Annotated in this window: 35 protein-coding genes; 24 read left to right on the plus strand and 11 right to left on the minus strand. The window is 70.4% G+C overall.

Annotation, left to right across the window (positions count from 1 at the left end):
- Positions 1 to 62: 62 nt before the first annotated feature.
- Positions 63 to 677, minus strand: coding sequence for a TetR/AcrR family transcriptional regulator (locus tag EDF46_RS00330; RefSeq protein ID WP_123504303.1), 615 nt, complete (start codon positions 675 to 677; stop codon positions 63 to 65).
- A 218-nt stretch (positions 678 to 895) separates the two neighbouring features.
- Here EDF46_RS00330 and EDF46_RS00335 point away from each other — a divergent pair, with 218 nt between their 5' ends.
- The 6 genes from EDF46_RS00335 (at position 896) to EDF46_RS00360 (ending at position 5,394) form a co-directional block, all read left to right on the plus strand.
- Positions 896 to 1,117, plus strand: coding sequence for a hypothetical protein (locus tag EDF46_RS00335; protein WP_123504304.1), 222 nt, complete (start codon positions 896 to 898; stop codon positions 1,115 to 1,117).
- A gap of 26 nt (positions 1,118 to 1,143) precedes the next feature.
- Entirely contained in the window at positions 1,144 to 1,404 is a 261-nt protein-coding gene (locus EDF46_RS00340; RefSeq protein ID WP_123504305.1) for a hypothetical protein, read from the plus strand.
- A 29-nt stretch (positions 1,405 to 1,433) separates the two neighbouring features.
- The gene (locus tag EDF46_RS00345; protein ID WP_123504306.1) at positions 1,434 to 2,600 is read left to right on the plus strand and encodes an AI-2E family transporter; all 1,167 of its coding nucleotides are present in this window, start codon (positions 1,434 to 1,436) and stop codon (positions 2,598 to 2,600) included.
- Positions 2,601 to 2,743: 143 nt separating this feature from the next.
- Positions 2,744 to 3,571: an oxidoreductase gene (locus EDF46_RS00350; protein ID WP_123504307.1), complete on the plus strand. Its 828-nt coding sequence runs from the start codon at positions 2,744 to 2,746 to the stop codon at positions 3,569 to 3,571.
- Positions 3,572 to 3,641: 70 nt separating this feature from the next.
- On the plus strand, positions 3,642 to 4,841 hold the full coding sequence (locus EDF46_RS00355; RefSeq protein WP_123504308.1) for an MFS transporter: 1,200 nt from the start codon (positions 3,642 to 3,644) through the stop codon (positions 4,839 to 4,841).
- Positions 4,842 to 4,902: 61 nt separating this feature from the next.
- Entirely contained in the window at positions 4,903 to 5,394 is a 492-nt protein-coding gene (locus tag EDF46_RS00360) for a tetratricopeptide repeat protein (protein WP_123504309.1), read from the plus strand.
- A 15-nt stretch (positions 5,395 to 5,409) separates the two neighbouring features.
- Here the strand turns inward: EDF46_RS00360 and EDF46_RS00365 are convergent, their stop codons facing one another.
- The gene (locus EDF46_RS00365; RefSeq protein ID WP_123504310.1) at positions 5,410 to 6,417 is read right to left on the minus strand and encodes a 1-aminocyclopropane-1-carboxylate deaminase; all 1,008 of its coding nucleotides are present in this window, start codon (positions 6,415 to 6,417) and stop codon (positions 5,410 to 5,412) included.
- Positions 6,418 to 6,480: 63 nt separating this feature from the next.
- On the opposite strand from EDF46_RS00365, the gene EDF46_RS00370 reads away from it, so the two are divergent.
- The 7 genes from EDF46_RS00370 to EDF46_RS00400 all read left to right on the plus strand — a co-directional run bounded on the left by EDF46_RS00370 (position 6,481) and on the right by EDF46_RS00400 (position 12,408).
- Positions 6,481 to 7,401 carry a LysR family transcriptional regulator gene (locus EDF46_RS00370; protein WP_123504311.1) on the plus strand — a complete coding sequence of 307 codons (921 nt, stop codon included), beginning with the start codon at positions 6,481 to 6,483 and terminating at the stop codon, positions 7,399 to 7,401.
- A 35-nt stretch (positions 7,402 to 7,436) separates the two neighbouring features.
- Positions 7,437 to 8,114, plus strand: coding sequence for a response regulator transcription factor (locus EDF46_RS00375; protein WP_123504312.1), 678 nt, complete (start codon positions 7,437 to 7,439; stop codon positions 8,112 to 8,114).
- Positions 8,107 to 9,429 carry a cell wall metabolism sensor histidine kinase WalK gene (locus EDF46_RS00380; RefSeq protein ID WP_123504313.1) on the plus strand — a complete coding sequence of 441 codons (1,323 nt, stop codon included), beginning with the start codon at positions 8,107 to 8,109 and terminating at the stop codon, positions 9,427 to 9,429. Before EDF46_RS00375 ends, EDF46_RS00380 begins: the two co-directional genes overlap by 8 nt.
- Positions 9,430 to 9,464: 35 nt before the next feature.
- Positions 9,465 to 10,094 carry a PepSY domain-containing protein gene (locus EDF46_RS18225; protein ID WP_158614120.1) on the plus strand — a complete coding sequence of 210 codons (630 nt, stop codon included), beginning with the start codon at positions 9,465 to 9,467 and terminating at the stop codon, positions 10,092 to 10,094.
- A 65-nt stretch (positions 10,095 to 10,159) separates the two neighbouring features.
- Positions 10,160 to 10,306 carry a DUF3140 domain-containing protein gene (locus tag EDF46_RS00390; RefSeq protein WP_123504314.1) on the plus strand — a complete coding sequence of 49 codons (147 nt, stop codon included), beginning with the start codon at positions 10,160 to 10,162 and terminating at the stop codon, positions 10,304 to 10,306.
- Positions 10,307 to 10,419: 113 nt separating this feature from the next.
- Entirely contained in the window at positions 10,420 to 10,995 is a 576-nt protein-coding gene (locus tag EDF46_RS00395) for a TetR/AcrR family transcriptional regulator (RefSeq protein ID WP_123504315.1), read from the plus strand.
- Between the two features lie 33 nt (positions 10,996 to 11,028).
- Positions 11,029 to 12,408 (plus strand): NtaA/DmoA family FMN-dependent monooxygenase, encoded by a 1,380-nt coding sequence (locus EDF46_RS00400; protein ID WP_123504316.1) that lies wholly within the window; start codon positions 11,029 to 11,031, stop codon positions 12,406 to 12,408.
- Positions 12,409 to 12,421: 13 nt separating this feature from the next.
- Here EDF46_RS00400 and EDF46_RS00405 read toward each other — a convergent pair whose 3' ends face one another.
- The 3 genes from EDF46_RS00405 to EDF46_RS18605 all read right to left on the minus strand — a co-directional run bounded on the left by EDF46_RS00405 (position 12,422) and on the right by EDF46_RS18605 (position 14,335).
- Positions 12,422 to 12,853 (minus strand): VOC family protein, encoded by a 432-nt coding sequence (locus EDF46_RS00405; RefSeq protein ID WP_123504317.1) that lies wholly within the window; start codon positions 12,851 to 12,853, stop codon positions 12,422 to 12,424.
- Between the two features lie 37 nt (positions 12,854 to 12,890).
- Positions 12,891 to 13,226 carry a hypothetical protein gene (locus EDF46_RS00410; RefSeq protein WP_123504318.1) on the minus strand — a complete coding sequence of 112 codons (336 nt, stop codon included), beginning with the start codon at positions 13,224 to 13,226 and terminating at the stop codon, positions 12,891 to 12,893.
- Between the two features lie 341 nt (positions 13,227 to 13,567).
- On the minus strand, positions 13,568 to 14,335 hold the full coding sequence (locus EDF46_RS18605; RefSeq protein WP_233579724.1) for a hypothetical protein: 768 nt from the start codon (positions 14,333 to 14,335) through the stop codon (positions 13,568 to 13,570).
- Between the two features lie 138 nt (positions 14,336 to 14,473).
- Here EDF46_RS18605 and EDF46_RS00420 point away from each other — a divergent pair, with 138 nt between their 5' ends.
- The 7 genes from EDF46_RS00420 to EDF46_RS00450 all read left to right on the plus strand — a co-directional run bounded on the left by EDF46_RS00420 (position 14,474) and on the right by EDF46_RS00450 (position 18,045).
- A complete protein-coding gene (locus EDF46_RS00420) occupies positions 14,474 to 14,929 on the plus strand; it encodes a DUF1801 domain-containing protein (protein ID WP_123504320.1) in 456 nt (151 codons plus the stop codon).
- Between the two features lie 52 nt (positions 14,930 to 14,981).
- The gene (locus EDF46_RS00425) at positions 14,982 to 15,422 is read left to right on the plus strand and encodes a BLUF domain-containing protein (RefSeq protein ID WP_123504321.1); all 441 of its coding nucleotides are present in this window, start codon (positions 14,982 to 14,984) and stop codon (positions 15,420 to 15,422) included.
- 147 nt (positions 15,423 to 15,569) lie between these two features.
- Positions 15,570 to 15,902 carry a hypothetical protein gene (locus EDF46_RS00430; RefSeq protein ID WP_123504322.1) on the plus strand — a complete coding sequence of 111 codons (333 nt, stop codon included), beginning with the start codon at positions 15,570 to 15,572 and terminating at the stop codon, positions 15,900 to 15,902.
- A gap of 101 nt (positions 15,903 to 16,003) precedes the next feature.
- Entirely contained in the window at positions 16,004 to 16,330 is a 327-nt protein-coding gene (locus EDF46_RS00435; protein WP_123504323.1) for an ATP-dependent DNA ligase, read from the plus strand.
- The gene (locus EDF46_RS00440; protein WP_123504324.1) at positions 16,327 to 16,536 is read left to right on the plus strand and encodes a hypothetical protein; all 210 of its coding nucleotides are present in this window, start codon (positions 16,327 to 16,329) and stop codon (positions 16,534 to 16,536) included. Before EDF46_RS00435 ends, EDF46_RS00440 begins: the two co-directional genes overlap by 4 nt.
- Before the next feature lie 114 nt (positions 16,537 to 16,650).
- The gene (locus tag EDF46_RS00445; RefSeq protein WP_123504325.1) at positions 16,651 to 17,709 is read left to right on the plus strand and encodes an AI-2E family transporter; all 1,059 of its coding nucleotides are present in this window, start codon (positions 16,651 to 16,653) and stop codon (positions 17,707 to 17,709) included.
- A gap of 33 nt (positions 17,710 to 17,742) precedes the next feature.
- Positions 17,743 to 18,045 carry a biopolymer transporter Tol gene (locus tag EDF46_RS00450; RefSeq protein ID WP_123504326.1) on the plus strand — a complete coding sequence of 101 codons (303 nt, stop codon included), beginning with the start codon at positions 17,743 to 17,745 and terminating at the stop codon, positions 18,043 to 18,045.
- 45 nt (positions 18,046 to 18,090) lie between these two features.
- On the opposite strand, the gene EDF46_RS00455 is transcribed toward EDF46_RS00450, so the two are convergent.
- Positions 18,091 to 18,318, minus strand: a complete 228-nt coding sequence (locus EDF46_RS00455; protein WP_123504327.1) for a hypothetical protein — start codon at positions 18,316 to 18,318, stop codon at positions 18,091 to 18,093.
- Between the two features lie 93 nt (positions 18,319 to 18,411).
- On the opposite strand from EDF46_RS00455, the gene EDF46_RS00460 reads away from it, so the two are divergent.
- The gene (locus tag EDF46_RS00460; protein WP_123504328.1) at positions 18,412 to 18,645 is read left to right on the plus strand and encodes a hypothetical protein; all 234 of its coding nucleotides are present in this window, start codon (positions 18,412 to 18,414) and stop codon (positions 18,643 to 18,645) included.
- A 185-nt stretch (positions 18,646 to 18,830) separates the two neighbouring features.
- On the opposite strand, the gene EDF46_RS00465 is transcribed toward EDF46_RS00460, so the two are convergent.
- From EDF46_RS00465 to EDF46_RS00485, 5 genes are all read right to left on the minus strand, one after another.
- Positions 18,831 to 19,496 carry an NUDIX domain-containing protein gene (locus tag EDF46_RS00465; protein ID WP_123504329.1) on the minus strand — a complete coding sequence of 222 codons (666 nt, stop codon included), beginning with the start codon at positions 19,494 to 19,496 and terminating at the stop codon, positions 18,831 to 18,833.
- Between the two features lie 64 nt (positions 19,497 to 19,560).
- Positions 19,561 to 19,887, minus strand: a complete 327-nt coding sequence (locus EDF46_RS00470; RefSeq protein WP_123504330.1) for a hypothetical protein — start codon at positions 19,885 to 19,887, stop codon at positions 19,561 to 19,563.
- Between the two features lie 43 nt (positions 19,888 to 19,930).
- Positions 19,931 to 20,722 (minus strand): hypothetical protein, encoded by a 792-nt coding sequence (locus EDF46_RS00475; protein WP_123504331.1) that lies wholly within the window; start codon positions 20,720 to 20,722, stop codon positions 19,931 to 19,933.
- On the minus strand, positions 20,719 to 21,063 hold the full coding sequence (locus EDF46_RS00480; RefSeq protein ID WP_123504332.1) for a PadR family transcriptional regulator: 345 nt from the start codon (positions 21,061 to 21,063) through the stop codon (positions 20,719 to 20,721). The genes EDF46_RS00475 and EDF46_RS00480 overlap by 4 nt, the downstream gene beginning before the upstream one ends.
- 146 nt (positions 21,064 to 21,209) lie before the next feature.
- The gene (locus EDF46_RS00485; RefSeq protein WP_123504333.1) at positions 21,210 to 22,451 is read right to left on the minus strand and encodes an exonuclease domain-containing protein; all 1,242 of its coding nucleotides are present in this window, start codon (positions 22,449 to 22,451) and stop codon (positions 21,210 to 21,212) included.
- Positions 22,452 to 22,742: 291 nt separating this feature from the next.
- Between EDF46_RS00485 and EDF46_RS00490 the strand changes: the two genes are divergently transcribed.
- From EDF46_RS00490 to EDF46_RS00500, 3 genes are all read left to right on the plus strand, one after another.
- On the plus strand, positions 22,743 to 23,558 hold the full coding sequence (locus EDF46_RS00490) for an HNH endonuclease family protein (RefSeq protein WP_199738166.1): 816 nt from the start codon (positions 22,743 to 22,745) through the stop codon (positions 23,556 to 23,558).
- 73 nt (positions 23,559 to 23,631) lie between these two features.
- Positions 23,632 to 24,291: a SatD family protein gene (locus tag EDF46_RS00495; RefSeq protein ID WP_123504334.1), complete on the plus strand. Its 660-nt coding sequence runs from the start codon at positions 23,632 to 23,634 to the stop codon at positions 24,289 to 24,291.
- Positions 24,291 to 25,076: a hypothetical protein gene (locus EDF46_RS00500; RefSeq protein ID WP_123504335.1), complete on the plus strand. Its 786-nt coding sequence runs from the start codon at positions 24,291 to 24,293 to the stop codon at positions 25,074 to 25,076. The genes EDF46_RS00495 and EDF46_RS00500 overlap by 1 nt, the downstream gene beginning before the upstream one ends.
- The last annotated feature ends 417 nt before the right edge of the window (positions 25,077 to 25,493 follow it).

Below are 25,493 nucleotides of genomic sequence, written 5' to 3' on the forward strand. Positions count from 1 at the left end.
GACTGGATCATGCCACACGCCGCGATCCGAGCCGACGACCCGTCGCTCGGAGCACCTGTCGGTCAGGTGTCGAAGTTCGGCAGCTCGGGAAGGTCGTGGTCGAGCTGGTAGACGGCCATCAGCAGCGCTGCCGCGGACCGCGCCTCGCGCGCCGGTGCGATCGAGCGGGTCAGTGCGGCCGTGACCTGTGCGCCCTCAGCCAGCAGAGCAATGGATGCGCCGACACTCGCGGGCATGCCTGCGCTGATCGTGAGCCGAGTCACCAGCGCGCTGAACACGAGCTTGTGGTGGGCGGCCGAATCGGCCACCCACTGGATGTCGGGGCCGAGCTCCGCGTACACGTTGACGAACGCGCAGCCTTGGAACGTCGGCTCGGCGAACCACGATTCCAGGTACGTGAAGATCGTCAGGATCTTGTCGCGCGGGTCGTCCGGCGCCGCGATGGCGTCGAGCAGATGCCCGGTCCACGTCGTGTGGCGGTGGTCGAGAACCGCCTGGATCAGAGCGTCCTTGCCGTCGAACACCGCATCGAAGTCGGCTCGTGACAGCTCTGCCAGGTCGTCGACGTCATCGATGGTCGTCGAGGTGATCTTTCCGGCGGTGAAGAGCTGATCGGCGCTTCGGATGAGGGCGTCCCGGTGGGAGGCGTCCTCCACGACGGCGGAGGGGTGGGACATGGGGCTCAATCCTGATCGGGGTCAATCCGAACCCTAGACGGTCCGATGCTCGTCCGGTCGTGGACGAGGAGCGCTGGCCGGTCCGCGAAGACGCACCGGCCGTTTTACGCGGATCCGGTCAGGCGACACCAGTCGAGCCCGCGGCCTCTCCTAGGGTCGCAAGTGTCCGGCCTCTGCCGGGCGGCACGGGGCGTAAGCCCTACCAAGGAGACGAGCCCATGAGCAGCATCACCCCCGACGGCGGCCGCCACCTGGCCCTCGGCGAGATCGTCCGCCTCGTCCCGATTCGTAGCGGCTACACCCCGCAGGCACGCACCGGCTTCGTCGCCCCCTCCGCCCTCGCTCGACACGCGGCGGCACTCAGTCTCATCGGCGCCGTCGCCGCTCTCGCCGGAACATCCGCGACAGCCGTCGCGCTCATGCTCGGACTGGGCCGCTGAGCCGAGACAGAACGACAGGCCCGACGATGAACTCCCTCAGCAGCCTCACCCACGAGCAGCTCGTCTCGACCGTCAACCGGGCTCTCGACTCGGACGCCGCGGCCGCCAGCATCTACGAGCGGAATCTGCGGGTGCCCGTCGCGCGGATCGGGGTCTACCCCAAACGACGTCGGCACGATTCCCTCGCGGGACTCCCGGCGAAGACCGAGGCGACGGCCGACGCCGCTCCTGCGTACGATCCCAGTTACGCGGACTTCTTCCGCCACAGCGATCAGATCGCCATCTGACAGCACCCTCGACCGAAAAGCGCCGCACGATGAGTTCTCCCCACACCACCCCGACTTCCGATGCGACCAGCCCGCGTAAAGACCCCATCCCCGAGGGGTTGAAGGTCGGCGCCGGATTCACCGGCCGCGTGATCGTCATCACGGCGGGCCTGGCCCTGGTGGGGCTGCTCGTCTACGAATTCTCCGAGATCGTCATCCCCCTGCTCATCGGGGTGATCCTCTCTGCTCTCCTCCTTCCGCTGGAGGCGTGGCTCCGTCGACGGGGGATCCCCAAGTGGATCTCCATCGTCGTGGCCCTCCTGGTCGTGTTCGGAGTCATCGGCGGGCTGGGACTTCTCGTGACGCAGCAGGTGATCTCCGAGCTGCCCGCCCTCGAGAAGCAGGTCACCACGTCGCTGAAGTCCGCGGAGTCGCTCCTGGCCACGCACCCCTTCGGTCTCACGGAGTCAAAGATCGACGGGTACGTCGCCGACGCCACGACCTGGCTCCAGAGCCACGCCTCCGACATCGGCGCGGGGGCGGCCGCGGCTGGCAGTTCGGCGATCCACCTCTTCGAGGGCGTGTTCATCGTCTTCTTCGTCACCCTGTTCGCCCTCATCGACGGCCGTCACATCTGGGAATGGGTCGTCCGCATCTTCCCGAAGCGCGCCTCGGGCCGCATCCACGCCGCGGGCGACGCCGGCTGGCGCACCCTCACCTCGTTCATCCGCGTGCAGCTGGTCGTGGCCGCCACCGACGCCATCGGCATCGGCGTCGGCGCGTTGATCCTCGGCGTCCCGCTCGCTGTCCCGATCGCGGTCGTCGTGTTCTTCGGCGCCTTCGTCCCGGTGGTCGGAGCCATCGTCGGAGGCATCGCCGCGGTCGGGATCGCCCTCGTCTTCAACGGCTGGGTGCACGCCCTGATCATGCTCGGGATCGTCCTCCTCGTGCAGCAGCTCGAGAGCCACGTGCTGCACCCGCTCCTCACCGGCTCCGCGGTCAAGGTGCACCCCCTCGGCATCGTCCTCGGCGTCATCGCCGGCTCGACCATCGCCGGTGTCGCGGGCGCGTTCTTCGCCGTCCCGTTCATCGCGACCGTCAATGCGATGATCGTCGCCGCCTACCATCACGACTCCGAAGAGCTCACCGGCGCCGGTCACGACCCCGACCCGAAGGCCCGGGAGGTCGACGAACCCGGCGGCGCGCAGGTTCCCTGACAGGTGCCGATGGCGGTCGGGCGGGTGGGCCTGCGTGGCCTCCGCGGTCGAGGGAGGTACCGCCAGCACCTCGCACCCCCGCACGATCGGGTGTTGCGTGTTCGGTAGGGCCAACCGGCCCGGCACCACGCGAAAGGAATCAAATGACCACCTGGCTCATCACCGGATCGTCGACCGGCCTCGGCCGCGCCTTCGCCGAAGAGGCCCTCGCCAAGGGACACAACGTCGTCGTCACCGCTCGCGACAAGGGCACGGTCGCCGACCTCGAATCGACGTATCCCGACACCGCGCTCGCCGTCGCACTCGACGTGACCGACGAGGGCAGCGTCGCCGCCGCGGTCGCCGCCGGAATCGAGCGCTTCGGGCAGATCGACGTGCTGCTGAACAACGCCGGCTACGGCTACCGCGCCGCCGTCGAAGAGGGAGACGACGCCGACGTCGCGAAGCTCTTCGACACGCACATCCACGGCACAGTGCGCACGATCAAGGCCGTCCTGCCGGGCATGCGCGCGCGACGCTCGGGCACCATCGTCAACTTCTCGTCGATCGGGGCGCGGACCACGGGCGCAGGATCCGGCTACTACGGCGCCGCCAAGGCCGCCGTCGAGCAGCTGACCATGGCCCTCCGCACCGAGGTCGCACCGCTCGGCATCACCGCCACGGTGGTCGAGCCGGGCGGCTTCCGCACCGACTTCTCCGGCCGCTCGCTGACGGAGTCGGCCACCCGCATCGCCGACTACGACGAGACCAGCGGCAAGCGCCGCATCGGTGCTGACACGACCCACGGCACCCAGGCGGGCGACCCCGCCAAGGCCGCATCCGTGCTGGTGGAGGCGGTCGACGGCGGCGGGCTGCCGTTCCTGCTCGTGCTGGGGTCCGACGCGGTGCCGATCGTGCGCAAAGCCCTCGCGGCCCTCGAGTCGGACATCGCCGCGTGGGAGGCGAAGAGCGTCACGACCGACGTCGACTAGCCATCTCGCGTCATGACTGAGATGCTCGCCTCCTGGGCCGCCACCGAGCGGATCGCCGAGAAAAGGACCGATGAACACCACCACGTCTGAGACGCCCACGCAGGCGGGCCCGAGATCCGATCGGCTGCCCTGGTTTCCGCTCTCGCTCCTCGCGGCCATCGGGTTCGTCCTCGTCGCCATGGAGACCATGCCGGCCGGGCTGCTGCCGGAGATATCCCGGGGTCTCGGCACGACTCAGGCCGGCGTCGGGCTGTTCGTGAGCGCGTACGCCATCGGAACGGTGATCGTCACCGTCCCGGCCATCACGCTCACGCGCGGATTCCGGCGGAAGCCGCTGCTGCTGACAGCCGTGGCGCTGCTCGTGCTCGCCAACGCGGTGACCGCGCTCTCGCCGTCTCTCGCCCTGTCGCTGGGGTCGCGCTTCGTCGCCGGCTCCATGTCGGGAGTGATCTGGGGCATGTTCGCCACCTACGCGCGACGGATCAGCCCGCCCCGGTTCGCGGGGCTGTCGCTCGCCATCGTCTCGACGGGTGCCCCGCTGGGGTTCGCCCTCGGGACGCCGCTCGGCTCGGCCATCGGCTCCGTGGCCAGCTGGCGCTGGTCGTTCGGCGGGCTCAGCCTCGTCGGCGCGGTCGTGCTCGTGCTGATCCTGGCGTTCGTGCCCGACGCCCCCGGCCAGTCGGCGGCGGTCCGGCTCCCGCTGGCCCAGGTGATCCGCATCCCGGGTATCGTGATCATCCTGGCCGTCATCGTGGCGTGGATGCTCGCGCACAACACCATCTACACGTACATCTCGCCGTACCTCTCGGCGACCTCCACCGGCCTCGCCGCGGGCCTGGTGCTGCTCGTGTACGGGGTGGCCGCGATCGGCGGCGTGGTGATCACCGGGGCTCTGATCGACCGTCGCCCGCGACCGCTGCTCCACATCAGCGTGGGCGCATTCATCGTCGCCGCCCTGCTGCTGCTCCTCGCCCACGACTCGGTCGTCGCTGTGCTCGTCGCGGCGGTCCTCTGGGGTCTCTCCTTCGGCGGCGCAGCCACGCAGGTGCAGGCCGCTCTCACGACGGCGGGCGGGGAGAACGCCGATGTGGCCAGCTCGTTCCTGCCGGTGGCGTTCAACATCGCGATCTTCCTCGCCGGCATCGTGGGAGGCGCCCTCCTCACCGTCGGCGACGGCCTCATCCTGGCCGTCGTCATGCTCGTCTTCGGGGTGGCGGCGCTGGTGCTGACCCTCATCGGGCGGCGAACGGCCTTCCCCGCCTCGCTCTGACGGCACTGCGCCCGCGCCCGCTAGCGTGGTCGGGCGGGCGGACGCCTGCAGAGGGAGCCCCATGACGCAGGAACTCGCAGACCACCTCGACCGCCTCCTCGCCGCCCGCGACCGCGACGACATGTCCCCGACCATCGCCGCCCTCCGTGCGGTGTACGAGGTGCACCCTCGCGACCCACGCGTCCTCTACGAGCTCGCCGGCGCCTACGACACGGCGGGGGAGGAGTCGGCAGCGGTCGGGTTCTACGAGCAGGCCCTCGCGGCCGGACTCTCGGGCGATCTGCTGCGCCGGTGCTACCTCCAGTACGGGAGCACGCTCAGGAATCTCGGCCAGGTCGACGAGTCGCTCGCCGTGTTCGCGCGGGCCCGAGACGAGTTTCCTGACTCGGTGTCTCTCGGCGCCTTCGAGGCGCTGAGCCTGCACGCGGCCGGCCGGAAGGATGCGGCGCTCGCCGGCGTGCTCCGCCTGCTGGCCGACCACGTCGATGCCGGGGATCTCGAGCGGTACAAGTCGGCCCTGCGTGCGAACGCGGAGTACCTGGAGTCGCTGTAGGGCGTCGCCGCCGCGTCAGCGAAAGAGCGCGCTGTAGGCGTTGATCGCGGGCTGCCCGCCGAGGTGCGCGTAGAGCACGGTGCTGTCGCGCGGGATGTCACCCGAGGTCACGAGGTCGATCAGCCCGGCCATCGACTTGCCCTCGTAGACCGGGTCGATGATGACGCCCTCGAGCGAGCCGGTGAGGCGGATCGCCTCGAGGGTGGAGTCGACGGGGATCCCGTAGTAGTCGCCGGCCCAGCCCTCGAGCACGGTGATCTCGTCGTCGCGCAGCTCGCGGCCGAGGTCGATCAGCGACGCCGTGCTGCGGGCGATGCGGGCGACCTGGGCCCGCGTCTCGTCGATCTTCGCCGACGCGTCGATGCCGATCACGCGGCGCGCGCGTTCCTGCCCCGCGAAGCCGGCGATCATGCCGGCGTGCGTCGAGCCTGTGACGCTGCAGACCACGATGGTGTCGAAGAAGACGCCGAGCTCGCGCTCCTGCTGCTCGACCTCGGACGCCCAGTTGGCGAAGCCGAGGCCGCCGAGACGGTGGTCCGAGGCGCCGGCGGGGATCGCGTAGGGCCTGCCGCCCCGCTCGCGTACGTCGTCGAGGGCTCGTTCCCAGCTGCTCTTGAAGCCGATCCCGAATCCGGCCGGATCAAGCCTGACCTCGGCCCCCATGATCCTCGAGAGCATGATGTTGCCGACGCGGTCGTTCACCGAGTCGGGCCAGTCGACCCAGTTCTCCTGAACGAGCACCGCCTTCATGCCGAGCTTCGCCGCCACCGCCGCGACCTGGCGGGTGTGGTTCGACTGCACGCCGCCGATCGAGACGAGGGTGTCGGCGCCGGAGGCGATGGCGTCGGGCACGAGGTACTCGAGCTTGCGTGTCTTGTTGCCGCCGTAGGCGAGGCCCGAGTTGACGTCTTCGCGCTTCGCCCAGATGCTCGCGCCGCCGAGGTGCTCGGTGAGGCGCGTCAGCGGGTGCACGGGCGAGGGGCCGAAGGTGAGCGGGTACCGTTCGAAGTCTGCGAGAGCCATACGGCGACACTAGGAGTGAGCCGTTGTGCGGGACCAGCACTCTCTTCCGCATACGCTGTTCGGATGAACCGCACAAGGCCGACGCTCGATCCGCAACGACTCCGCCTCATCGAGTCGTTCGCCCGCCTCGGCACGGTGCGCGCCGTCGCCGACGAGCACCGCCTCAGCCCGTCCAGCGTGTCGCAGCAGTTCGCCGTCCTCGAGCGCGAGGCGGGTGCGGTCCTGTTCGAGAGATCAGGGCGCAGGATCCGCCTCACCCCGCTCGGCGAGCTCCTCGTCGTCCGGGCTCGCGAGCTGCTCGACCGGCTGGAGTCGATCGCCGTCGAGGTCGGCGAGGCCCGCGGCGTCGTCTCAGGACACGTGCGGCTCGCCGGGTTCGCCAGCTCGGTCGTTCCGCTGCTCGCCACCGCCCGCTCGGCCGTCGTCGCGGCGCATCCGGCCCTGCGGGTCGAGCTCGTCGAGCTCGAGCCGCACGAGAGCGTCGCCGCCCTGCAGCGGGGCGAGTGCGATGTCGCGGTCACGTTCGATCAGGAGGACGGCTCGTTCCGGCCCGACCCGGGCGTCGTGCTGCTGCCGCTCGGCAGCGACCCGCTCATGATCGTGCTGCCAGGCGGTGCACCGAGGAGCGTGAGCGGACTCGTCGAGCTACGCGACGAGGCGTGGGTGCTCGACCGGGAGGGCAGCTTCCTGGGCGAGCTGGTCCCGCGCCTCTGCCGCCGGGCCGGCTTCGAGCCGACCGTCGCCGCGCGCTTCTCGACGTTCGACCTGGTCGCCGGTCACGTCGCCGCCGGTCATGGTGTGGCCGTGCTTCCCGAGCTCGCCGTACGGCACCGCTCCGACGTCGTCACGGTGCCCCTCGACGGGCACGGCCACCGCCGCGTCTCGATCGCGGTCCGCCGCGGGAGCGCCGGCAGCGGCATGGCGAAGGCGCTCGTCGCGGCCCTGCGCGGGGCGGCTGCCGGTGTCCTGACTCCGCCCGCTTAGGCTGCGCGCAAGGAAGCGTCGGGCAAGGTGGTCGCATGCGAATCCTTGTAGTCGACGACGAGAAGCGCCTGGCCGACGGAGTGCGGCGCGCGCTGATGGCCGAGGGCTTCGCGGTCGACGTCGCCCACGACGGGGTCGACGGCCTCTGGTTCGCGCGCGAGAACACCTACGACGCGATCCTGCTCGACCTCATGATGCCGAAGATGAGCGGCTGGGCCGTGTGCCGGGCGCTGCGCGACGAGCAGAACTGGACGCCCGTGCTCATGCTGACCGCCAAGGACGGCGAGTGGGATCAGGTCGAGGCTCTCGATGCCGGCGCCGACGACTACGTCACGAAGCCGTTCTCGTTCCCCGTCCTCGTGGCTCGGATCCGCGCGCTCGCCCGGCGGGGTGCGCCGGCGCGTCCGGTCGTCCACGAGATCGGCGACCTCCGGGTCGATCCGGGCCGCCGCCGTGCCCACCGGGGTGACGACGAGATCGACCTGACGAGCCGCGAGTTCGCCGTGCTCGAGTTCCTCGCCCGCAATGCCGGCCACGTCGTGTCGAAGCGCCAGATCGTGGCCGGCGTGTGGGACGACGACTTCGACGGCGATCCGTCGATCGTCGAGGTGTACGTCGCGCACCTGCGACGCAAGCTCGACCGTCCGTACGGCACCGTGACCATCGAGACGGTCCGCGGCGCCGGCTACCGACTCGGCACGGGCGATGAGTGACGTCGCGCGCCGACGGCGCTCCATCCGAACGCGCGCCACGGCCTGGGTCGCTCTCATCGCGCTCGTCGTCGGCGCCCTCGGTGCGGCCGCGTTCGTGGTCGTCCTCCGCCACTCGCTGCACGACGGCGTCAGGTCGGCGGCCGAGCAGACCCTCAGCACCATCTCCAGCCGCGTCGAGACCGAAGGGGCGGGCGTCGTGACCGGTCAGGACGACGACCTGCTCGTGCAGCTCCAGACCGACAGCGGCTCCGTGGTGGCTCATGGCGACGACGCGGGCGGCTCGACGCTGTCGACCGACGACGGCGCCATCGTCGTCCGCGACGACGAGCGCTGGCTGCTCGTCTCCGACGACGTCGACGCGGCAGGCATCGACGACGCGATCCTCGTCGTCGGCGCATCCCTCGACGATGCCGACGACGCCGTCTCCACCGTGATCCAGCTCCTTGTGATCGTGGTCCCGATCGTGGTCGTGGCCATGGCGATCCTGACCTGGATCGTCGTCGGCCGGGCGCTGCGCCCCGTGGAGCGGATACGGCTCGACGCCGAGGCCATCCGCGGTGCGGGGCTCCACGACCGCGTCGTCGAACCCGGAACCGGCGACGAGGTCGACCGCCTCGCCCGCACCCTCAACGGCATGCTCGGCCGCCTCGACGCAGCCCAGTCGGCGCAGCAGCGCTTCGTCTCCGACGCCTCGCACGAACTCCGCTCGCCCCTCGCGACCGTGCGCCAGCACGCCGAGCTCGCACGGCTCTACCCCGACGAGACGAGCCTCAGCGAGCTGGCCGACGTCGTGCTCTCGGAAGGCACCCGGCAGCAGGAACTCGTCGACTCTCTCCTCCTCCTGAGCAGGCTCGACGAGATCGCGCCCAGCACCCGTTCGGCGGTGGACCTCGACGACGTCGTCCTCGCCGAGGCGTCGCGGGTCCGGGCCCTGGGGCGAGTGGCCGTCGACAGCTCCCAGGTCGCAGCCGTCCGGGTGACGGGCGACGAGCGCCTGCTCACGATGGCCGTCCGCAACCTCGTCGACAACGCGGCGCGCCACGCCGGGAGCCGGGTGCGTGTCAGCACGGCGCTCGCCGGCGACACCGTGATGCTCATCGTCGACGACGACGGCGCCGGTATCCCCGAGGCCGACCGCGAGCGGGTGTTCGACCGGTTCGTCCGCCTCGACGAGGGCCGCGACCGCGACTCGGGCGGGTCGGGGCTGGGCCTGGCGATCGTCGAGTCGGTCGTGCGATCGCACGGGGGGACGGTCGCGGTCGAGACCGCCGACGGGGGCGGGGCGCGGTTCGTCGTGCGAGTTCCTGCCGCTTAGGCTCCGCTTAAGCATCGCCCCGGCACTCTGGACGCATGTTCACCACGAAGAAGCCCCAGACCATCGCCCTCGCCGTCGCCCTTCCCCTGGTCGGCGCTCTCGCCCTCGCCGGCTGCTCGACCTCCACCGCCGATCAGGGCGCAGGCTCGGGGAGCTCGCCGACCACCGCGGCCTCGGCTCCTGCCACGACCTCGTCGCCCGCACCCGGGGCTACGTCGAGCGCCTCGGACGCCGGGGCCCTGACGACGGCTGCGAAGACCGCCCTGGCCGCGGTCTCCGGGGGGTCGATCCTGTCGATCGAGCAGGAGGCCGGCGCGACGTCGTGGGAGATCCTGGTCGCGACGTCAGACGGAGCCGAGCAGGAGGTCCACACGGGCGCGGATGGCACCTCGATTACCGCCGGTCCCGCGAAGAAGCCGACGGACGCCGAGGACCTCGCCGAGAACAAGGCGTTCGTCGCCGCCTCGGGCATCGGCTACGCGAAGGCCGCGTCGACGATGACGGCCACCGTGGCAGGCACGGTCGTCGAGCTCGGTCTGGACGACCACCTCGGGAAGACCGTCTGGGAGGGCGACGTCGTCGACGCGGCCGGCGCCAAGCACAGCATCCGTCTCGACAGCAGCACCGGCGCCGTCGTCACGAACACCGTCGACAGCGACGACTGAGTTCGGGTAGAACAGTGTCCCGCGCCGATTTCTCGAGCGCGATTTCTCGATCATGGCACGACGAGATGCCACACCAGAACAGGAAACCCGACGTGAGCAAGGACGACCACCAGAACATGCTCACGGTCGTGGGCTATATCGCCCGACACTCGAAGCAGCGGCCCTCCGGTGACGTGACGGACACCAGGTGGCGCTACTTGCTGATGAGCTGAGGCAACGACCCCGACAAGGGCGAATGAGCTCGATTGTGCTCGTGCTCGCCTAGTCTTTCGTCTGCGGGTCCACAACGCTGGAGACCCCGCCGGACGAGCCAGGGGAGTGATCAATGACGAGCGGCCCCGTCGCCCGCGACAAGCTGTTGCGCAACGCCGAGCGGTACATCCTGCGTCACGGCCTCCTCGACCTGACCCTGACGGCACTCGCCGAGGGCATCGGGTCGAACAGGCGCATGCTCCTCTATCACTTCTCGTCGCTCGACGAGCTCGTCCGGGAAGCGGTGGGCGACATCATCGCGCGTCGGGAGCTCACCACCCGCCTCATCGATATCCTCGATGGCGACGGCGCTCTCGTCGATCGCCTCGACGCCGCCTGGGCGCACATCGCCGACCCCGCGCAGGAGTCGTGGCATCGCCTGTACTTCGCCCAGCTGGGGCGCGCGATCGAAGACCCGTCGACCTACGAGGCGTTTCTCGACCAGAGCAAAATGAGGATGACTTCCCTGCTCGTGGACGCCGTGGCCGGCGCGGGCATCCCCGAGCCCGAGCCCGTCGCGCGGTCGCTCTCGGCCCTCTGGAGCGGCCTGCAGATCGCTTTGCTCAGCGGTGCGGGTCGAGGCGACCTTGCCGAAGCCCATCATGCGGCGGCTGTGGCGCTGCTCGGCGGAGTCCCGGCGAGGCGATAGACACGCGCCATTAATGAACTCTATAGTTCATAAATGACCGACTCCGCATCCAGCACACCCGCGCCCTTCGTCATCGGGTTCTTCGAGCACATGAATCCGAACGGCATGACGGGTGCCACTTGGCGCCACCCTGACAACCGCGGCTCGGACTACCTCGACCTCGAGTACTGGATGTCGCTTGCCCGGCGTCTCGACGAGGCGCACGCCGACTTCCTCTTCTTCGCCGACAGCTACGGCAGCCCGGCCGTCGATGGCGTCGTGCCCGACACGGCGATCCGAATGGGCGACCACATCCCGGCCGCCGACCCGTTCGCCGTTGTACCGGCCATCTTCGCGGTCACGAAGCACCTGCCGGTCGTGGTGACGGCATCGACGATCTTCGAGGAGCCGTACGCGAATGCCCGCCGCTTCGCCACGCTCGACCACATCTCGAAGGGCCGGATCGGCTGGAACGTCGTGACCTCGGCCGGGGCGCAGGCCGCCGCGGACTCGTTCGGTCGCGACCTCGTCCCGCACGACGAGCGCTATGATCGCGCCGACGACTACCTCGCCCTCAGCTACCGGCTTTTCGAGGGGAGCTGGGAGGCGGATGCGGTGCCGAAAGACCGGGTGTCGGGCACGTATGCGGATCCTGCGAAGGTGCACTCCGTCCGCTACGACGGACCGTTCTTCCGCTCCAAAGGAGTGTTCTCGGTCGAGCCGTCGCCCCAGCGCGTGCCGTTCGTCTTCCAAGCGGGGAGCTCGGGGCGAGGTCGCGAGTTCGCCGCCACCCACGCGGAGTGCGTCTTCTTGCAGGGGACGACCGTCGAGGGTGACGCGGCCTCGGTCGCGGACATCCGAGAGCGGGCCGACGCAGCTGGCCGCGACGGAAGCGCGATCCAAATTCTCGTCGGCCTCACCGTGATTATCGGCGACACCCCCGACGAGGCCCGCGCGAAGTACGAGGAGTTCGCTTCGTTCCACTCGGAGGAGATCGCCGCGTCGCAGTTCTCGCACTACTCGGGAGTCGACCTCCTCGCGCTCGATCCCGACCAGCCGATCCCGGCAGGCAACGACGAGCTGAGCCAGTCAAACGTGCGCCGTTTCGACGGATGGACGGTGCGCGAGATCCTGAACGAGCTGAAGACCCGAGGCGTTCGCGGCATGATCCTCGTCGGCACCGCCGCGGAGGTCGCCGACCGTATGGAGCAGTACGCGAACGACACCGGAGTCGACGGATTCCTGATGGAGACGTACACGAACCCTGGAACCTACGACGAGATCCTCGACCAGCTGCTGCCCGAGCTGCGCACTCGCGGACGGGCGCCTCTGCCGTTCACCACGTCGACGCTCCGCGAGCGATTCCAAGGTCACGGAAAGCGTCTCGTCTCCGACTCGCATCCGGCATCGGCTCACCGGGTCGGGAGAATCTAGCCTCTGGAGTCGATCAGGGGGAGGCCGGCCTGCGCCCGACCGACGACTGGAACCTGACGAGGTAGCCGTCGGGATCCTGCACCAGGAACTGCCGGACACCGGCGTCCTCGTCGCCGACGCGGTACCACCTCGTCTCGGGCTCCAGGAACAGCTCGACGTCGGCGCGGTTCAGGGCTTCGGCCAGGGCGCCGGCGTCGGGGACGGTGATCTGGAAGTTGATGCCCCTGCCGAGTGGGGCCTCGAGGGCGCCGGTGACCCAGTTTCGGCCGACGCCTATCTGCTCCAGCATGAGGTGCGCGGAGCCGAGTGCGATGTACGCGAACCGCTCGGCCGGCCGCGAGTACCTGATGTCGAAGCCGAAAAGGTCGCACCAGAACCGGAGGCTCCGATCAAGGTCGGTGACGAGCAGCTCGGGGACGAGCGCGGGGTCGAGGGTGTCCGTCACGCTGTCATCGTCTCACCGACCGCGTGGCGGGCGGGCCCTAGGCGGACACCGCGACGAGCGGAGCGAGCGTGATGGCGAGGCTGATGAGCAGCGGCGGCACGAAGAGGACAGCGCCGCGGCGCCTGCGGCCGGCGAAGGCCAGGAGCGCTGAGATGACGACGAGCACAGCCCAGACGCTGCCAGTGACGATGCCGAGGGCGACCGCCGCCGACTCCTCGCCTCGATCTGCGGGGACGAGGATCGCGAGAAGCACGAGCCAGCCGACTGGTCCCGCGCAGAGGAGGGCGAGGACGCTGGCGACGGCACTCGGCCAGCCCGGCGGCCTTCGTGCGGGCACCGATACGGGGCTGCCGGCGACGTCTGCTGTGTGCATGCGTCCACTCTCGCCGTGGGGCCGCCGAGGGGAGTCCTTCGTCAGGGGTGAGTGCTCTCCCTCGCGCGGATAATTCGACAACGCGTCGCTTCGGGCGAACGCAGATCGGAGTAGCTCGCCGACAGATACCGCACCGACCGGACGAACACCGCACGAGACGGCGCAGTGTTCGCCCAGAGCGAACAAAATCGGACCGATCTGGCGTCGTGCGATGCGGTGATTTTCGGCGGTTTTGAGACGATTGAGCACGCCTCAACGGATGGATCAGGTCTCTGAGTCGAGGGCGGGAGCCTCACCAGCTCCCGCCCTGTCTGTCTTCCACGGTCGGCCTCCTTGCCCCGTCACCGGTGCAGTGTCTCCCGCGGAGACTCGTCGTACGGTGTCGCCTCGCGTGGGGTCGCCCGCGACGAGGGCGGCGTGCGCGCCCGCGATCCGCGCGGCCCGGACGTATTGCATCGGCGATTGACCCCGCTCGCGATGGAACGCCTGCAGCAGACCGTGCTCCGAGAGGCGGGCTGCCGACGCGATGTCCTGCACGGTGAGAGGGGACTGCACGTGGTCGTCGACGTAGGCGACCGCGCGGCGGCGCTGCCGCGGGCCTTGCGGACGGGGGCAGCAACGAGGCCGAACCCGTTGATCGCGCTGACGATGAGATAGCGGGCCGACTCCCGGCGCACCAGGTCGTTCTCGTACATGTCGCGTCTGCCGAGCACGCCCCGCCGGTAGCTGGTGATCGTCTGGTGCCACAGCCAGGCGTTCGCCGCATCGACAGGGGCGACGGCCCCCTCGATCAGGTTGACCTCATCGACATCAAAGACCTGTCTCGCCGTCTCGTGCATGAGGTCGGACGAGAACGAGCACGTCGACACGTCGGCATGATCGATGGTGAATCTCATCGCCTGCCCCGGAGGCATCACGAGCGAGCCGCCTGCCTCGACGAAGCGCCCGGACCCCCAGGGGTCGTAGCGGTAGGTCCCGGCGTGGAGCTCGACAAACATGAACTCGTCCATCGGATCGAGATCGATCGTGAACTCGGCGCCGAGATGCCATACCCGCCGCGACTCCCGGGAGTCGAGGCGCCATGCGCGCGTGGCGGCGGTGGGCGACACCGGAGACGCACGCCGACACCGGATATCGCCGGTGTCGGGCGGCGAAAGCGGTGTCGCCGAGGCGGGGCGCGGCCCAGAGGAGAGGCCGGACGCCATGGCGCCACGCCGGCGGCCCGGCACGGGGGTAGGAATGACGATATGAAGCCCGAAGACGACGCAGCCGCACCGTTCGTGCTGCCAGAGGGCATGACAGGGCGGGCCAGCCCCGCCAAGGCCGCCGACGGCGACGCCCCGGTGCTCGCCTACATCGAGAGCCTTCCGCAACCGCAGCACGGCGTCGCCGAGGCGGTGGACGCGCTGGCGGCCTCGACCCTGCCCGGCCTCCACCGGTCGGTGAAGTGGGGCATGGCGTACTACGGCGTCGGCGACGGCTGGTGCTTCAGCAGCGGCGGGTTCGCGGGCCACGTCAAGCTCATGTTCATGAACGCGGCGATGGTGCTCGATCCTGTTCCGCCAGTGACCCCGACCGGGATGGGCAAGGCGACGCGCGGAGTGGAGCTGCGGACCCTCGCCGATCTCGACGAGGTGCAGGTCGCCGAGTGGATGCGGCAGGTGTCGGCGGTGCCGGGGGTCGGGGGCACGCGCAGACGGTGAGCCGCCCGCCGGCGCCGTGACGCAGTAGCCTCAGCGAGTCGAAGGGTTCTACTTGCTGTCAATCGTCTATTCCAGCGTCGCCACCACCGAGTTCACGGACGCTGATCTCGCCGTCCTCCTGATGAACAGCCGATCGAACAACAAGCGGCTCGGCCTCACAGGGCTTCTGCTCTACCGCGACGGGTACTTCCTCCAGCTGATCGAAGGGCCCCTCGACGTCGTCCGCGAACGCATGGCGATCATCCAGGCCGACCCCCGCCACGGTCAGGTCGAGACGCAGCTCGAGGAGATCCTGCCCGAGAGACGGTTCCCCGAGTGGACGATGGCGTACCGCCCCGTCACCGACACGATGGCCGACGAGATCCCCGGCTACCGCACCGCCTTCGACGACATCTCGGGCAACGGCTCCGCGCGCGGCGGCACGTCGCTCGCCCTGAGTCAGCTCATCGGCTGGTTCGCCGAGAACCCGCCCGCGTCGGGCGGCGCCTCCTGAGAACGAAGCGATTCGCAGGAACTGTCAAGACCCTCATCCCCGGCCGCGTTTACCCGTAGCGTCGACGTGGCCGACGACGACCGTTCGTCTGGTGATCCTGGCCGGCTTCGCCTGATTCGAAGCCGGCCAGGTAGACGAGAGGACGCTGTGCAGCGAATCACCTATGCGTCCGGCTCCATCGTGACGGGGGACCGCATCGCCGACGCGATCGGCCGCTACGCGCAGGCGCTCGCGCTGAACGAGAAGTCCGACCTGGTCTCGTTCCCGATCGTTCTCGCGTCGGGCCTGACGGCGACCGCGAAGATCCTGATCGGCCCTGCGAGTCAGCTCCTGATGGTCCCCGAGCCCAGCGACTACGACGACGTCGAGGATGCCGGCGTAGTGGCCGACATCGAGCGCCTGACCGCCGCACTGGGCATGCCACGACCCCTGACGGAAGACGACCCCGAGATCGACGATGCGTACCCGACCGACTACTAGGCGATGCCCCGAACAGCGACAGCCTGTGCAACCATGAGGGCCTGCAGCGTGCGAGCGGGTCGCACTCCGTGCGACCCTCGCCAGCGGGATGAAGGTGCCTCATGGGCAATCTGACGTACGGCCAGGCGCTGAGCGTCGAATTCGACGACAGGACCCTGGGGCATCTCCAGGTCGTGATCGGCTCGAAGCTCAGGCGGAACGAGTCGTTCTACTTCTCGTGGAAAGACGACCAGCGCGTCGGCGATGGCCGGACGACCATCTGGGTGCATCCGACGATCTCTCTCGTCTTCAAGTTCTACGGCTCGCGGATGCCCGGGCTGAACCGCGAGTGGCTGGGCCTCCTCGAGCAGTCCGCCAACGCTCCGCACGGCCTGCAGGTGCTTCCCGAGCCGCATGGCCCCGCCGGCGATGCTCCGGCCGCTCGATGAAGCGCGTATCGATCACCTACGGCGGGGTCGACTACACCGTGGCAGACGTCGATCTCGATGACGTGAAGGCCCAGATCGCCAGAGCCGTCAGCGCGAGGGAGCCGTTCTGGCTCCGGGTCAACCACGGCGAGGGATCGTATCGTGCCACTGACCTCCTCATCGCGCCGGGGGTAGCCATCGCGGTGACGGGCGTCGACGCCGACTGAGGAGGCGGTCGCGACGGCCGCGACGTCGATAGGGTCGGAGGTCGGCGGTCTCGCCACAGGGCGCGCTCCGACCGGCCGGAGCACAAGCCCGCTTTCTCGCCGGAGGAGAACCCCGTGCGAATTCACTCCGCCTTCCGTCTCGGCCTCGTGGGCGGCCTCGGCGTCCTGACCGCCATCGTCATCGGCACGGCCCTGGGCCACCTGACCACGGTCATCACGTACATCGGCATCGCGCTCTTCCTCGCCCTCGGGCTCGACCCGCTCGTCGTCTGGCTCGAACGCCGGAAGCTGTCGCGACCCCTCGCCGTGACCATCGTCACGGTAGGGGTCCTCATCGCGCTCGCCGGAATCGTCTTCGCCATCGTCCCGACCGTGATCTCGCAGACGAGCACGCTCATCGGCAACCTCGCGAGCTACGTGCAGAACACGACCTCCCAGGGCATCATCGACAGCATCCAGGAGCTCGTGCCGAAATCGACCCTCGACATCCAGTCGCTCGTCGACAGCGGGGTGTCGTTCGTCACGGATCCGAAGAACCTGGCGACCATCGGCGGCGGCCTGCTGGCCGTCGGCGCCGCGATCGGCAACGGAGTCGCCGGAACCATCGCCGTCATCATCCTGACCCTGTACTTCATGGCGTCGCTGCGGAGCATGAAGCGGGGCCTGTACGCGCTGGTGCCCGCCTCCGGGCGACCGGAGTTCAGTCGCCTCGCCGAGGAGATCAGCGAGTCGGTCGGGCGCTACGTGCTCGGCCAGGTCGCCCTGGCGCTCCTGAACGGCGTGTGCAGCTTCATCATCCTCAGCATCACAGGTGCCCAGCTGCCCGCCTTCTTCGCATTCGTCGCCTTCGTCGGCGCCCTCATCCCGCTGGTCGGCACCGTCTCCGCGGCCGCCGTCATCGTGCTCGCCCAGCTCGCCCTGCTGCCCACGCACCCGTCGACCTGGATCGTGCTCGGCATCTGGTACCTCGTCTACATGCAGGTCGAGGCGTACCTCCTGGCGCCGCGGGTCATGCGTCGGGCCGTGCACGTGCCGGGCGCCATGGTGGTCATCGCCGCGCTCGTCGGCGGAACGCTCCTCGGAGTGCTCGGAGCGCTCATCGCGGTGCCGGTAGCGGCGGCGGCGATGCTGATCCTGCGCGAGGTCGTCGTACCCCGGCAGAACCTGAAGTAGGCCGCGCACACGGGCTGCGCGTAGGTTTCAGAAATGCCTCACGATGACGAGCGATGGCTCGTCATCGGCGGGCGACGGTGGCGTCGCACCGACCCCCAACTGCCCGACGAGGTCGTCCACGACCTCAAGCGTCACCTCGGCCGGGCCCGGTCGGCCGTCGGCGTGGCCAAGAGGGCGGGCGAGTCCGAAGCGGAGCGGGAGGCGCGGGATCGCGTCGGCCTGGCCAAGCACGGCCTCGGAGAGCGCGGACCGTACTGGTGGGACGAACCGGTCGGCGACCGTGTCGAGCGTGCCCGGCAGGCGCTCGCCGAGCTGAACGAGCGCGATCCGCTGTGAGCGGGAGAGCTCTGTCCTGATCGCAGACGTGACGTTGCGGCTGGGCTAGGAGTCGGCCGGCTCGTCGTCGGGCGGCTCGTACCGGTGCCGCAGGATCGCCCACGAGACGGCTGTCGCTGCTCCCACGAGTGCGCCGACGTCGAAGACCTTCTGCGCGTCGTGCTCGTGAAGCGCGAACATCACGATCGCCGCGACGGCGAGGGCCAGGGCCACGACGCCGCCGAGCACGCGCCACCACGGGTGGAGGTTCGGAATGCGTCTCTTCGCAGCCATGACGGGCAAGCTACACCTGCTCGGGGTCAGGCGGAACGAGTTCGGCAGAAGGCCCGCCGGGCGTTCGTCTGGCCCGTGCGGTTGAGTCGAGGGATGGACGCTCACGTTTTCGCCCTGGTGTGGGGGCCTCTCGCCATCGTGTTCGAGGTGTGCTTCATCCTCTTCCGCGGGCACATCTCTCGCGCGGCTCGAGCTCAGCGCGAGCGGCGCGGCATCCGGGTCGGCCCGAACACGCAGTCGCCGGCGCTCATGGCGGTCGGCGGTGCGGTGTTCATCGCCGTCGGGATCTTCGTGCTGGTCGGGGTGTCGACGGGGCTGCTGGGCTAGCGGGCGGTCCGTCGGTCGGTCGGTCGGCTCGCCGAGCGGCGCCGCGCCGCGCCGCGGGCGACGGCCTGACACCGGAATCGCCGGAGGACACCAGATATCGCCGGTGTCGTGGGGCGAAAGCGGTGTCGTGGGGTGAAAGCGGTGTCGTGGGGTGACAAAAATGTCGTCGGGCGCGAGCGCGGGGGTCAGGCGGCGGGCGCGCGCCGGAAGAGGCGCGCGGGCTTGCCGACCGAGCCCTCGGAGACGTCGTCTGTGGGGGCCAGCTGCGGCTGCATCAGGCGGCGGAACGAGTCCGGCAGGAGACGGCGGCTGGCCACCGCCTCGTGGAGGCGGCGCAGCGAGCTGAGGGTGAACGGCTCCGGCAGCAGGCCCCCCGGGTCGGGGCGCTCGGCGTACTCGGCGCGGAGCTCGGCGACGGCCGCGGCGATGATCTGCGCGTGGCCGTAGGGGAGGGGAGCGGGGAGCCAGGCCTCGAGCGCGGCGGTGGGGACGATCGTGGCGCGGTCGGGATCCTGCGCCAGAGAATCGAAGGGCACGACGTCGAGGTGCGCCACCGACAGCACCCAGCCGCGATCGTCTCGGTCGGGCTCGTCGAAGACGTGGAGCTGGCGAGGGGCGAGCCCGCGGACTCCGGCCTTGACGTCGAGGGCGCGGATGACCGCGTCGACGAGACGTTCTCCCGGGTGCAGGAACGTGCCCGGCAGCCGCCACCCGCCAGCCTCCGAGCGGACAAGGAGCACGCCGAGCTCGGCCTCCGGGGTCACCGTCAGCACGGCCGTATCGACGGCGACGCTCGGTCGCGGGTAGTCGGTGAGGAGCCTGTCGGAGGAGTCGCGGTAGGGGATGGGCACGGGGCCAATTTACGCGATCGTGCGCATTCGGCGGGTAGTGCGGCCGGGCTTGAGGGAGGGGGTGCTAGAGGTAGCGGGCTCTCTCCGGGTGGCCGGGGAACGGCCCGGCCTCCGTGGCGTCGACGGGCACAGGGCCGGGCGCCGCGAGCGAGTAGTAGCGCTCCTTGATCGCGGCCATCGCTGCGTCGGCGTCGGTGACGGGCTCCCAGGCACGCAAGGGAGTCCAGTCGCTGAACCGCCACGTCGTCTCGCCCCGGTGGCTGCTCGAGCCGCCCGACCGGATGAAGAGCGACCCGTCGGTCTGGAGTGCGAACTCGCCGCTCATCGGGCCCCGGTCGTCGGTGTCGTAGACCCAGCCCCAGTGGGCCAGGACGTCGGAGGGGTCGATCATGCGTCGAGCCTACGGGGCGGCGGTGCGGCGGTGATCGGCCGGTTTAGGCCGGAAGGGAGGGCCCAGCCTCGCGCCCGGCACCCGCCACGGGAGCGCCGACGGCCAGCCGCACGCACGCGACGACGACCGCGAACGGCACGAGCGTCAGGCCCCAGTAGGCCATCGTCAGCACGGCTACCGGCGTCGACGGGAGCGTCAGGGTCGCAGGGACGAGAAGCTCGACCGCGAACGTCGCCACGGCGGGCGCGACGATCAGCAACCACGACGAGCGCAGCCGGCCACGAAGGGCGAGCCAGGTGCCGAGTGCCAGGGCCGCGGCGAGGGCGGTGCAGATCCAGGTCGAGCGCAGCGCGCCTGTGAGCGGGGCCGTGAAGAGGAACGTCGCAACGGCAAAGGCGACGCAGGCGATGGCTCGGGCGCGACGCGAGGCGCCCTCGACGAGAGGGGCTGCGCCCATGAGAGCCAGCGCAGGAACTGCGGACAGCAGTCCGAGCGCCATCCACTTGGCCGTGACCAGCGACGGCGACCCGCTGTACCGGCCGAGGAGCGCGATCAGCGCGCCGCCGGCAAGCACCGAGAGGAAGGCCACGGCCACGAGCACCGGGATGGTCCGGATCGTGTGCGGCTGCGCGGCGATGGGCAGGCGGGCTTCGCGGCGGGGCGACGGATGGAGGACCACGGTGGACAGGGCTCCTAGGGCGATTCGAGTGGGAGAGAGGTCGAGCGACGTGGCATCCCGGATGTCGGCCTGCCATGTCTCGCGGCGCTCGCCGCGCTGCTCGGCGGGGGAGAGCGCGGCGGCGACGGCGACGATGCGCCCGGCGAGGCGGCTCATGCGGTGGCCGCCGTTCCGGACGCCGTGCTGCCGGCTGCACCCGCCGCTCGGGACGGCCTCGGGGCCGGAGCCTGAGCCGCGAGCACCTCGGCGGCGGCCACGCGGCCGTCGGCGGTGAACTCGTAGAAACGGCGACGCGGGCCGAGGCGGTCGGTGTCGGCCTCCCACGACGCGAGCACCCACCCGTGGCGTTCGAGCCGCTCCAGGATCGGGTAGATCGTTCCTGACGGTCGGCCCGTGCTCTTCATGATGAGCAGGCCCCAGACGGGCTCGTCGCCGCCCTGCAGCAGGGCGGCGAGCACGTCGCGGGTGGGCTGGGTGATGCGCTGGAGTGGTTCCATGCGGTTTAACCTAGCTATGTTGTTTAGGCAAGTCAAGCGCCCAACGGCGAAGCCTGCTCGGTCGGCCAATCCGCCCGTCCGCGGACTTGTGCCTGGGCCGGATCGGTTAGTTCACGCCGGATCGGTGGGTTGAGCCGCAGGATCAGCTACGCGAGAACGCGCTTCAGGTCCTCTTCGGCTGCGACGGGGATGCCGTAGTCGCGGGCCCTCCGCGCCTTGCCCGACAGCGACGTCGGGTCGGCGGCGATGAGCAGCGCCGTCTTCTTGGTGATCGCCGGCCACACGACGATGCCGTGGGCGGCCAGGCGCTTCTCGATCTCGCCGCGCGGCAGCCACATGTCGCCGGTCAGTACGACGACGTCGCCGGGGTTGAGCTCGACGTTGTCGGTTCGGTTCAGCGTCGCGCCGAAGCCGCCTGGCGCGGGCGGGACGAGCGCGGCCTGCTGCATCTCGTTCGAGATATCCAGCATCCGTGCCACGGAGTCGAGCTCCGCCCGCTCGTCGGAGGTCAGGATGCCGTCCATCCACACGGCGTCGACGAGCGCCCGGAAGTAGTCCTCGTGCAGCACCCGGCGACGGACGGCGTCGATGCCGAGCTTCAGCGCCAGGTCGCGCAGCGCGTCGGCCTCGTCGAGCGACAGGTAGCCGTCGGACAGCGCCTGGTCGAGCATCGCGGCGTACTGCGACTCGCCGTGCGTCGTGTCGAGTGCCGGGAGTCGTGTCGCCGCCTGCTCGAGCGACCGTACAGGTGTCAGAGCACCCGCGAGAGCCGCCGTGCGCGGCCGAGCCTTCGCCGGCGAACCCGGCCACGAGGTGATGGGCCAGCGCAGGAACTTCGCCCGCTCTCCCCACTCGTCCCAGTGTCCGGCGTCCCCGGCGCCGACCCGCAGGTACTCGGCCAGCAGTCGTGCCGTGGCCCGGGCGTCGGCGAGAGCCTCGTGGGCGTCCGTCAGCTCGATGTCGAACGCGGCGCAGCAGTCGGCGAGGCGGCGGCCCGAACCTGGCAGGTACCGCGTCGCCAGCTTCATCGTGCACAGGGCGTCGCCGGTGTCGAGCGGCGACGCCAGCCCGACGAGTGCGAGCTCGGCACGCAGGAAGTCCACCTCGAAGCGAGCATTGTGCGCCACGACCACCCGACCCACCAGGAGGTCCAGGAACTCGCCCACCACGTCGGCGAACACCGGAGCGTCGGCGACGTCCGCGCCCCGCAGCCGGTGGATGTGCGTCGGACCGAGATCGCGCCCCGGATTCACCACCGTCTCGAACTCGCCCTCGACCGCGCCGCTCGCCGACACGAGCACGACGCCGATCTCGACGACCCGATCGTGCTTCGCGGGCCACAAGCCCGTCGTCTCGAAGTCGATGACCGCGTAGCCGCCGTGTGTCACGTGTTCCCCCTGAGGTCGTCCGAACCCACTCGTCCGGTCCGTCTATCGTCGCCGACGGCGGGCGCCGGGCACACCCCCGTGAGTGGGGGAGGCCGTTCGAGGCCTAAGCCCAGGCGATCCGCCTATCCGGCAGTCCGCGGCGTTCAGAAAAGGCCGAATCGAGGCGTACAGCGGTGTCGGGCAGCCGCGACGCGCCCCGCTCGGGGGCTGGCCGACACGGGCCCCTCGCTGGATAGGCTGGGCGACGTGGCCCGTCGGAGAAGAAAGCGCTCGCCGCGGCCCCTAGTCGTCGTGCTTGTCCTCGTCGTAGCCGGCTATCTCGCGGTCCACAACGGCCTTCTCGGGCCGATCGCCGACGCTTTCTCGTCGGCGGCCACGGGCGGTTCGTCGGGTGGCACGGAGTCGAACGGAGGCTCGTCAGGCGACGGTTCGGGCACGGGCACGGGCACGGGCTCCGGCTCGGGTTCGGGCGCGGTCGGCGACGAATCGCCAGTCGTGACCGACCCCGCCGTCTTCGACACGACGGCGCTGGCGCTCCTGGCCACGCTGCCGGTGAAGGGCCGGGCTCCGAGCACCGGCTACGACCGCGTCGGAGACTTCGGCGAGGCGTGGACCGACGTCGACCGCAACGGCTGCGACACCCGCGAGGACATCCTCACGCGCGACCTCACCGCGACCGACATCGCCGCCGACTGCGACGTCGAGTCGGGCACGCTCGCATCGCCCTACACCGGCGAGACGATCGCGTTCACCCGCGGCTACGACACCTCGGCCGAGGTGCAGATCGACCACATGGTCGCGCTCTCGGACGCGTGGCAGACCGGCGCGCAGCAGCTCACGCAGGCCCAGCGGGTCTCGCTCGCGAACGACCCCGTCAACCTCCTCGCCGTCGACGGGCCGTCGAACCAGCAGAAGAGCGACTCCGACGCGGCGTCCTGGCTCCCGGCGAACAAGTCGTACCGATGCACGTACGTGGCCCACCAGGTCAGCGTCAAGGTCGAGTACGCGCTGTGGGTCACTCCCGCGGAGCACGAGGCGATGGCCAGGATCCTGGCCGCCTGCCCGACGATGGCGGCGCCGGTGTCGCCGTTCGTCGGCGGCCGCTAGACCCGCGCGTTCGGCGGGTGCGGGAATTAGCTAGGGGCTTATAAATTGCAGAAATAAGCGATATGCTTACGGGATGGACGCTTCATCTGTGATCGCCGTCATCGGCGACATCGTCAACTCCCGCGACATGGCCGACCGGGCCGGGGCTCAGCGCCTCATCGAGGCCGCCTTCGCCGAGTCGGGTGTCGAGGCCGCCGATCCGCTGCAGGCCACGGTCGGCGACGAGTTCCAGGTGGTCTACACGGCCCTCGGCGACGCGGTCGTCGCGACGACGGCGGCGATGCTCGGGCTCCCGGCGGGGCTCGAGCTGCGTTTCGGCCTCGGGGCCGGCCTCGTGCGTCCGATCGGAGAAGGCGGCAGGGGTCCGCTGCAGGACGGCCCGGGCTGGTGGTCGGCGCGCGACGCGATCAACGAGTCGCACCGGCGGGAGGACGCGAAGAACCCGAGCCTGCGATCCTGGTTCGTGTCGTCCACCGATCCGGGCGGCCCGGAGGAGCGGCTCGTGAACTCGTACTTCCTCGCGCGCGACCAGATCGTGTCGCGGATGAACGCCCGCGCCCGACGGGTCGCCCTCGGAGTGCTCCACGGCAGCACCCAGGCCGAGATCGCCCGCGTCGAAGGGGTCACGCAGTCGGCTGTGTCGCAGTCGCTGCAGTCGTCGGGAGCGATGGCGCTCGTCGACGGCCTGCGGCTGCTCGGCGGCGCGCGGGTCGCTCAGGAAGGGTCTGCCTGATGCTCGCTGCCATCCTGCTCGCCCTGATCGGCGTCGCCGACATCGTCCGTGCCGCGACCCGCGACCAGTCTCCGAGTCGGCGCGGCCGCGCCATCGTCGCCGTCGCCGTCGCCTGGGCGCTCATCGCGTGGGTCGCGTGGCTCGGGCTCGGCCTGCCTCTCTGGGGCGTCCTGATCGAGGTCGTCGGAGCCGCCGTGTGGATCGCGACGACGCGGTCGGGCCGGGCGTCGCGCGCGGTCGGACGGTGGTTTCCGGTGGCGGGTCTGGCCGCTGGGCTGGCGGCCCTGGTGCTCGGCGGGGGCGTCGGCGCTGAAGCGGGCGGAATCGTGGGGGACTGGTACCGGGGTGACCATCTCGAGTTCCTGTGCCCGGTGCCGCTGGCGGCCGTCGTCGCCGGGATCGGCTCGGCGCTCTTCCTGATCGAGTCGGCGAACGTGATCGTGACGTCGGCGCTGCCGACCGGCGTTCAGAAGGCGAGCGCTCCGCCGGCCGTCGCCAAGCGTCGGTGGCGACAGGCGCCGGCTCCGGAGCAGCCGCGACCCGAACCTCTCAAGGGCGGCCGCATGATCGGCCCGATCGAGCGCCTGCTGCTCGCCGGCTTCACGCTGGCCGGGGCGTGGCCGGTCGTTGCGGCGCTGATCGCGGCCAAGGGCATCGTGCGGTTCCCCGAGATCAACAAGGCGTCGGGCGGTGATCAGGCCGAGTACTTCCTGATCGGGAGCCTCGTCAGCTGGGCGTGCGCCTTCGCCCTCGCCGGGCTGTGCTGGGTATTAGCCCTGGCCTGATATCTGGGCGATATCAGGCGGGGGCTTATGAGTCTCGGCCTTGGGCGAGCCGGTCATCGGGCTCATGCCCGCCCAATCGGCACGTGCCCGCTGGGCGTTCGGCGGGGCCGAGCCGATCCGGCGGGGGTGAGCGGCGCGCGACGCCGGCCGGGCGGGCCTGGGCTGGGCTGCTCGTTGGGCTCGTGCCCGCTCAATCGGCACGTGCCCGCTGGGTGTTCGGCGGGGCTGGGCCGATCCGGCGGGGGCGAGCGACCCGCGACGCCGGCCGGGCGGGGCTGGGCTGGGCTGCTCGTCGGGCTCATGCCCGCCGAATTGGCACGTGCCCGCTGGGTGTTCGGCGGGGCCGGGCCGATCCGGCGGGGGTGAGCGGCGCGCGACGCCGGCCGGGCGGGGCCGGGCCGATCCGGCGGGGGTGAG

Origin of the sequence: Frondihabitans sp. PhB188 (assembly GCF_003752365.1) — a bacterium.
Classification (GTDB): Bacteria; Actinomycetota; Actinomycetes; order Actinomycetales; family Microbacteriaceae; genus Frondihabitans.

Excerpts from the sequence above, each read along its gene's own strand:
- EDF46_RS00455 (WP_123504327.1), bottom strand. The coding sequence starts at position 18,318 with ATGGCTGCGAAGAGACGCATTCCGAACCTCCACCCGTGGTGGCGCGTG.
- EDF46_RS00380 (WP_123504313.1), top strand. The coding sequence starts at position 8,107 with ATGAGTGACGTCGCGCGCCGACGGCGCTCCATCCGAACGCGCGCCACG.
- EDF46_RS00360 (WP_123504309.1), top strand. The coding sequence starts at position 4,903 with ATGACGCAGGAACTCGCAGACCACCTCGACCGCCTCCTCGCCGCCCGC.
- EDF46_RS00420 (WP_123504320.1), top strand. The coding sequence starts at position 14,474 with ATGAAGCCCGAAGACGACGCAGCCGCACCGTTCGTGCTGCCAGAGGGC.
- EDF46_RS00375 (WP_123504312.1), top strand. The coding sequence starts at position 7,437 with ATGCGAATCCTTGTAGTCGACGACGAGAAGCGCCTGGCCGACGGAGTG.
- EDF46_RS00495 (WP_123504334.1), top strand. The coding sequence starts at position 23,632 with ATGGACGCTTCATCTGTGATCGCCGTCATCGGCGACATCGTCAACTCC.
- EDF46_RS00500 (WP_123504335.1), top strand. The coding sequence starts at position 24,291 with ATGCTCGCTGCCATCCTGCTCGCCCTGATCGGCGTCGCCGACATCGTC.
- EDF46_RS18225 (WP_158614120.1), top strand. The coding sequence starts at position 9,465 with ATGTTCACCACGAAGAAGCCCCAGACCATCGCCCTCGCCGTCGCCCTT.
- EDF46_RS00340 (WP_123504305.1), top strand. The coding sequence starts at position 1,144 with ATGAACTCCCTCAGCAGCCTCACCCACGAGCAGCTCGTCTCGACCGTC.
- EDF46_RS00410 (WP_123504318.1), bottom strand. The coding sequence starts at position 13,226 with ATGCACACAGCAGACGTCGCCGGCAGCCCCGTATCGGTGCCCGCACGA.
- EDF46_RS00470 (WP_123504330.1), bottom strand. The coding sequence starts at position 19,887 with ATGATCGACCCCTCCGACGTCCTGGCCCACTGGGGCTGGGTCTACGAC.
- EDF46_RS00450 (WP_123504326.1), top strand. The coding sequence starts at position 17,743 with ATGCCTCACGATGACGAGCGATGGCTCGTCATCGGCGGGCGACGGTGG.
- EDF46_RS00390 (WP_123504314.1), top strand. The coding sequence starts at position 10,160 with ATGCCACACCAGAACAGGAAACCCGACGTGAGCAAGGACGACCACCAG.
- EDF46_RS00335 (WP_123504304.1), top strand. The coding sequence starts at position 896 with ATGAGCAGCATCACCCCCGACGGCGGCCGCCACCTGGCCCTCGGCGAG.
- EDF46_RS00475 (WP_123504331.1), bottom strand. The coding sequence starts at position 20,722 with ATGAGCCGCCTCGCCGGGCGCATCGTCGCCGTCGCCGCCGCGCTCTCC.
- EDF46_RS00435 (WP_123504323.1), top strand. The coding sequence starts at position 16,004 with ATGGGCAATCTGACGTACGGCCAGGCGCTGAGCGTCGAATTCGACGAC.
- EDF46_RS00365 (WP_123504310.1), bottom strand. The coding sequence starts at position 6,417 with ATGGCTCTCGCAGACTTCGAACGGTACCCGCTCACCTTCGGCCCCTCG.
- EDF46_RS00460 (WP_123504328.1), top strand. The coding sequence starts at position 18,412 with ATGGACGCTCACGTTTTCGCCCTGGTGTGGGGGCCTCTCGCCATCGTG.
- EDF46_RS00400 (WP_123504316.1), top strand. The coding sequence starts at position 11,029 with ATGACCGACTCCGCATCCAGCACACCCGCGCCCTTCGTCATCGGGTTC.
- EDF46_RS00440 (WP_123504324.1), top strand. The coding sequence starts at position 16,327 with ATGAAGCGCGTATCGATCACCTACGGCGGGGTCGACTACACCGTGGCA.
- EDF46_RS00370 (WP_123504311.1), top strand. The coding sequence starts at position 6,481 with ATGAACCGCACAAGGCCGACGCTCGATCCGCAACGACTCCGCCTCATC.
- EDF46_RS00395 (WP_123504315.1), top strand. The coding sequence starts at position 10,420 with ATGACGAGCGGCCCCGTCGCCCGCGACAAGCTGTTGCGCAACGCCGAG.
- EDF46_RS00355 (WP_123504308.1), top strand. The coding sequence starts at position 3,642 with ATGAACACCACCACGTCTGAGACGCCCACGCAGGCGGGCCCGAGATCC.
- EDF46_RS00345 (WP_123504306.1), top strand. The coding sequence starts at position 1,434 with ATGAGTTCTCCCCACACCACCCCGACTTCCGATGCGACCAGCCCGCGT.
- EDF46_RS00480 (WP_123504332.1), bottom strand. The coding sequence starts at position 21,063 with ATGGAACCACTCCAGCGCATCACCCAGCCCACCCGCGACGTGCTCGCC.
- EDF46_RS00350 (WP_123504307.1), top strand. The coding sequence starts at position 2,744 with ATGACCACCTGGCTCATCACCGGATCGTCGACCGGCCTCGGCCGCGCC.
- EDF46_RS00330 (WP_123504303.1), bottom strand. The coding sequence starts at position 677 with ATGTCCCACCCCTCCGCCGTCGTGGAGGACGCCTCCCACCGGGACGCC.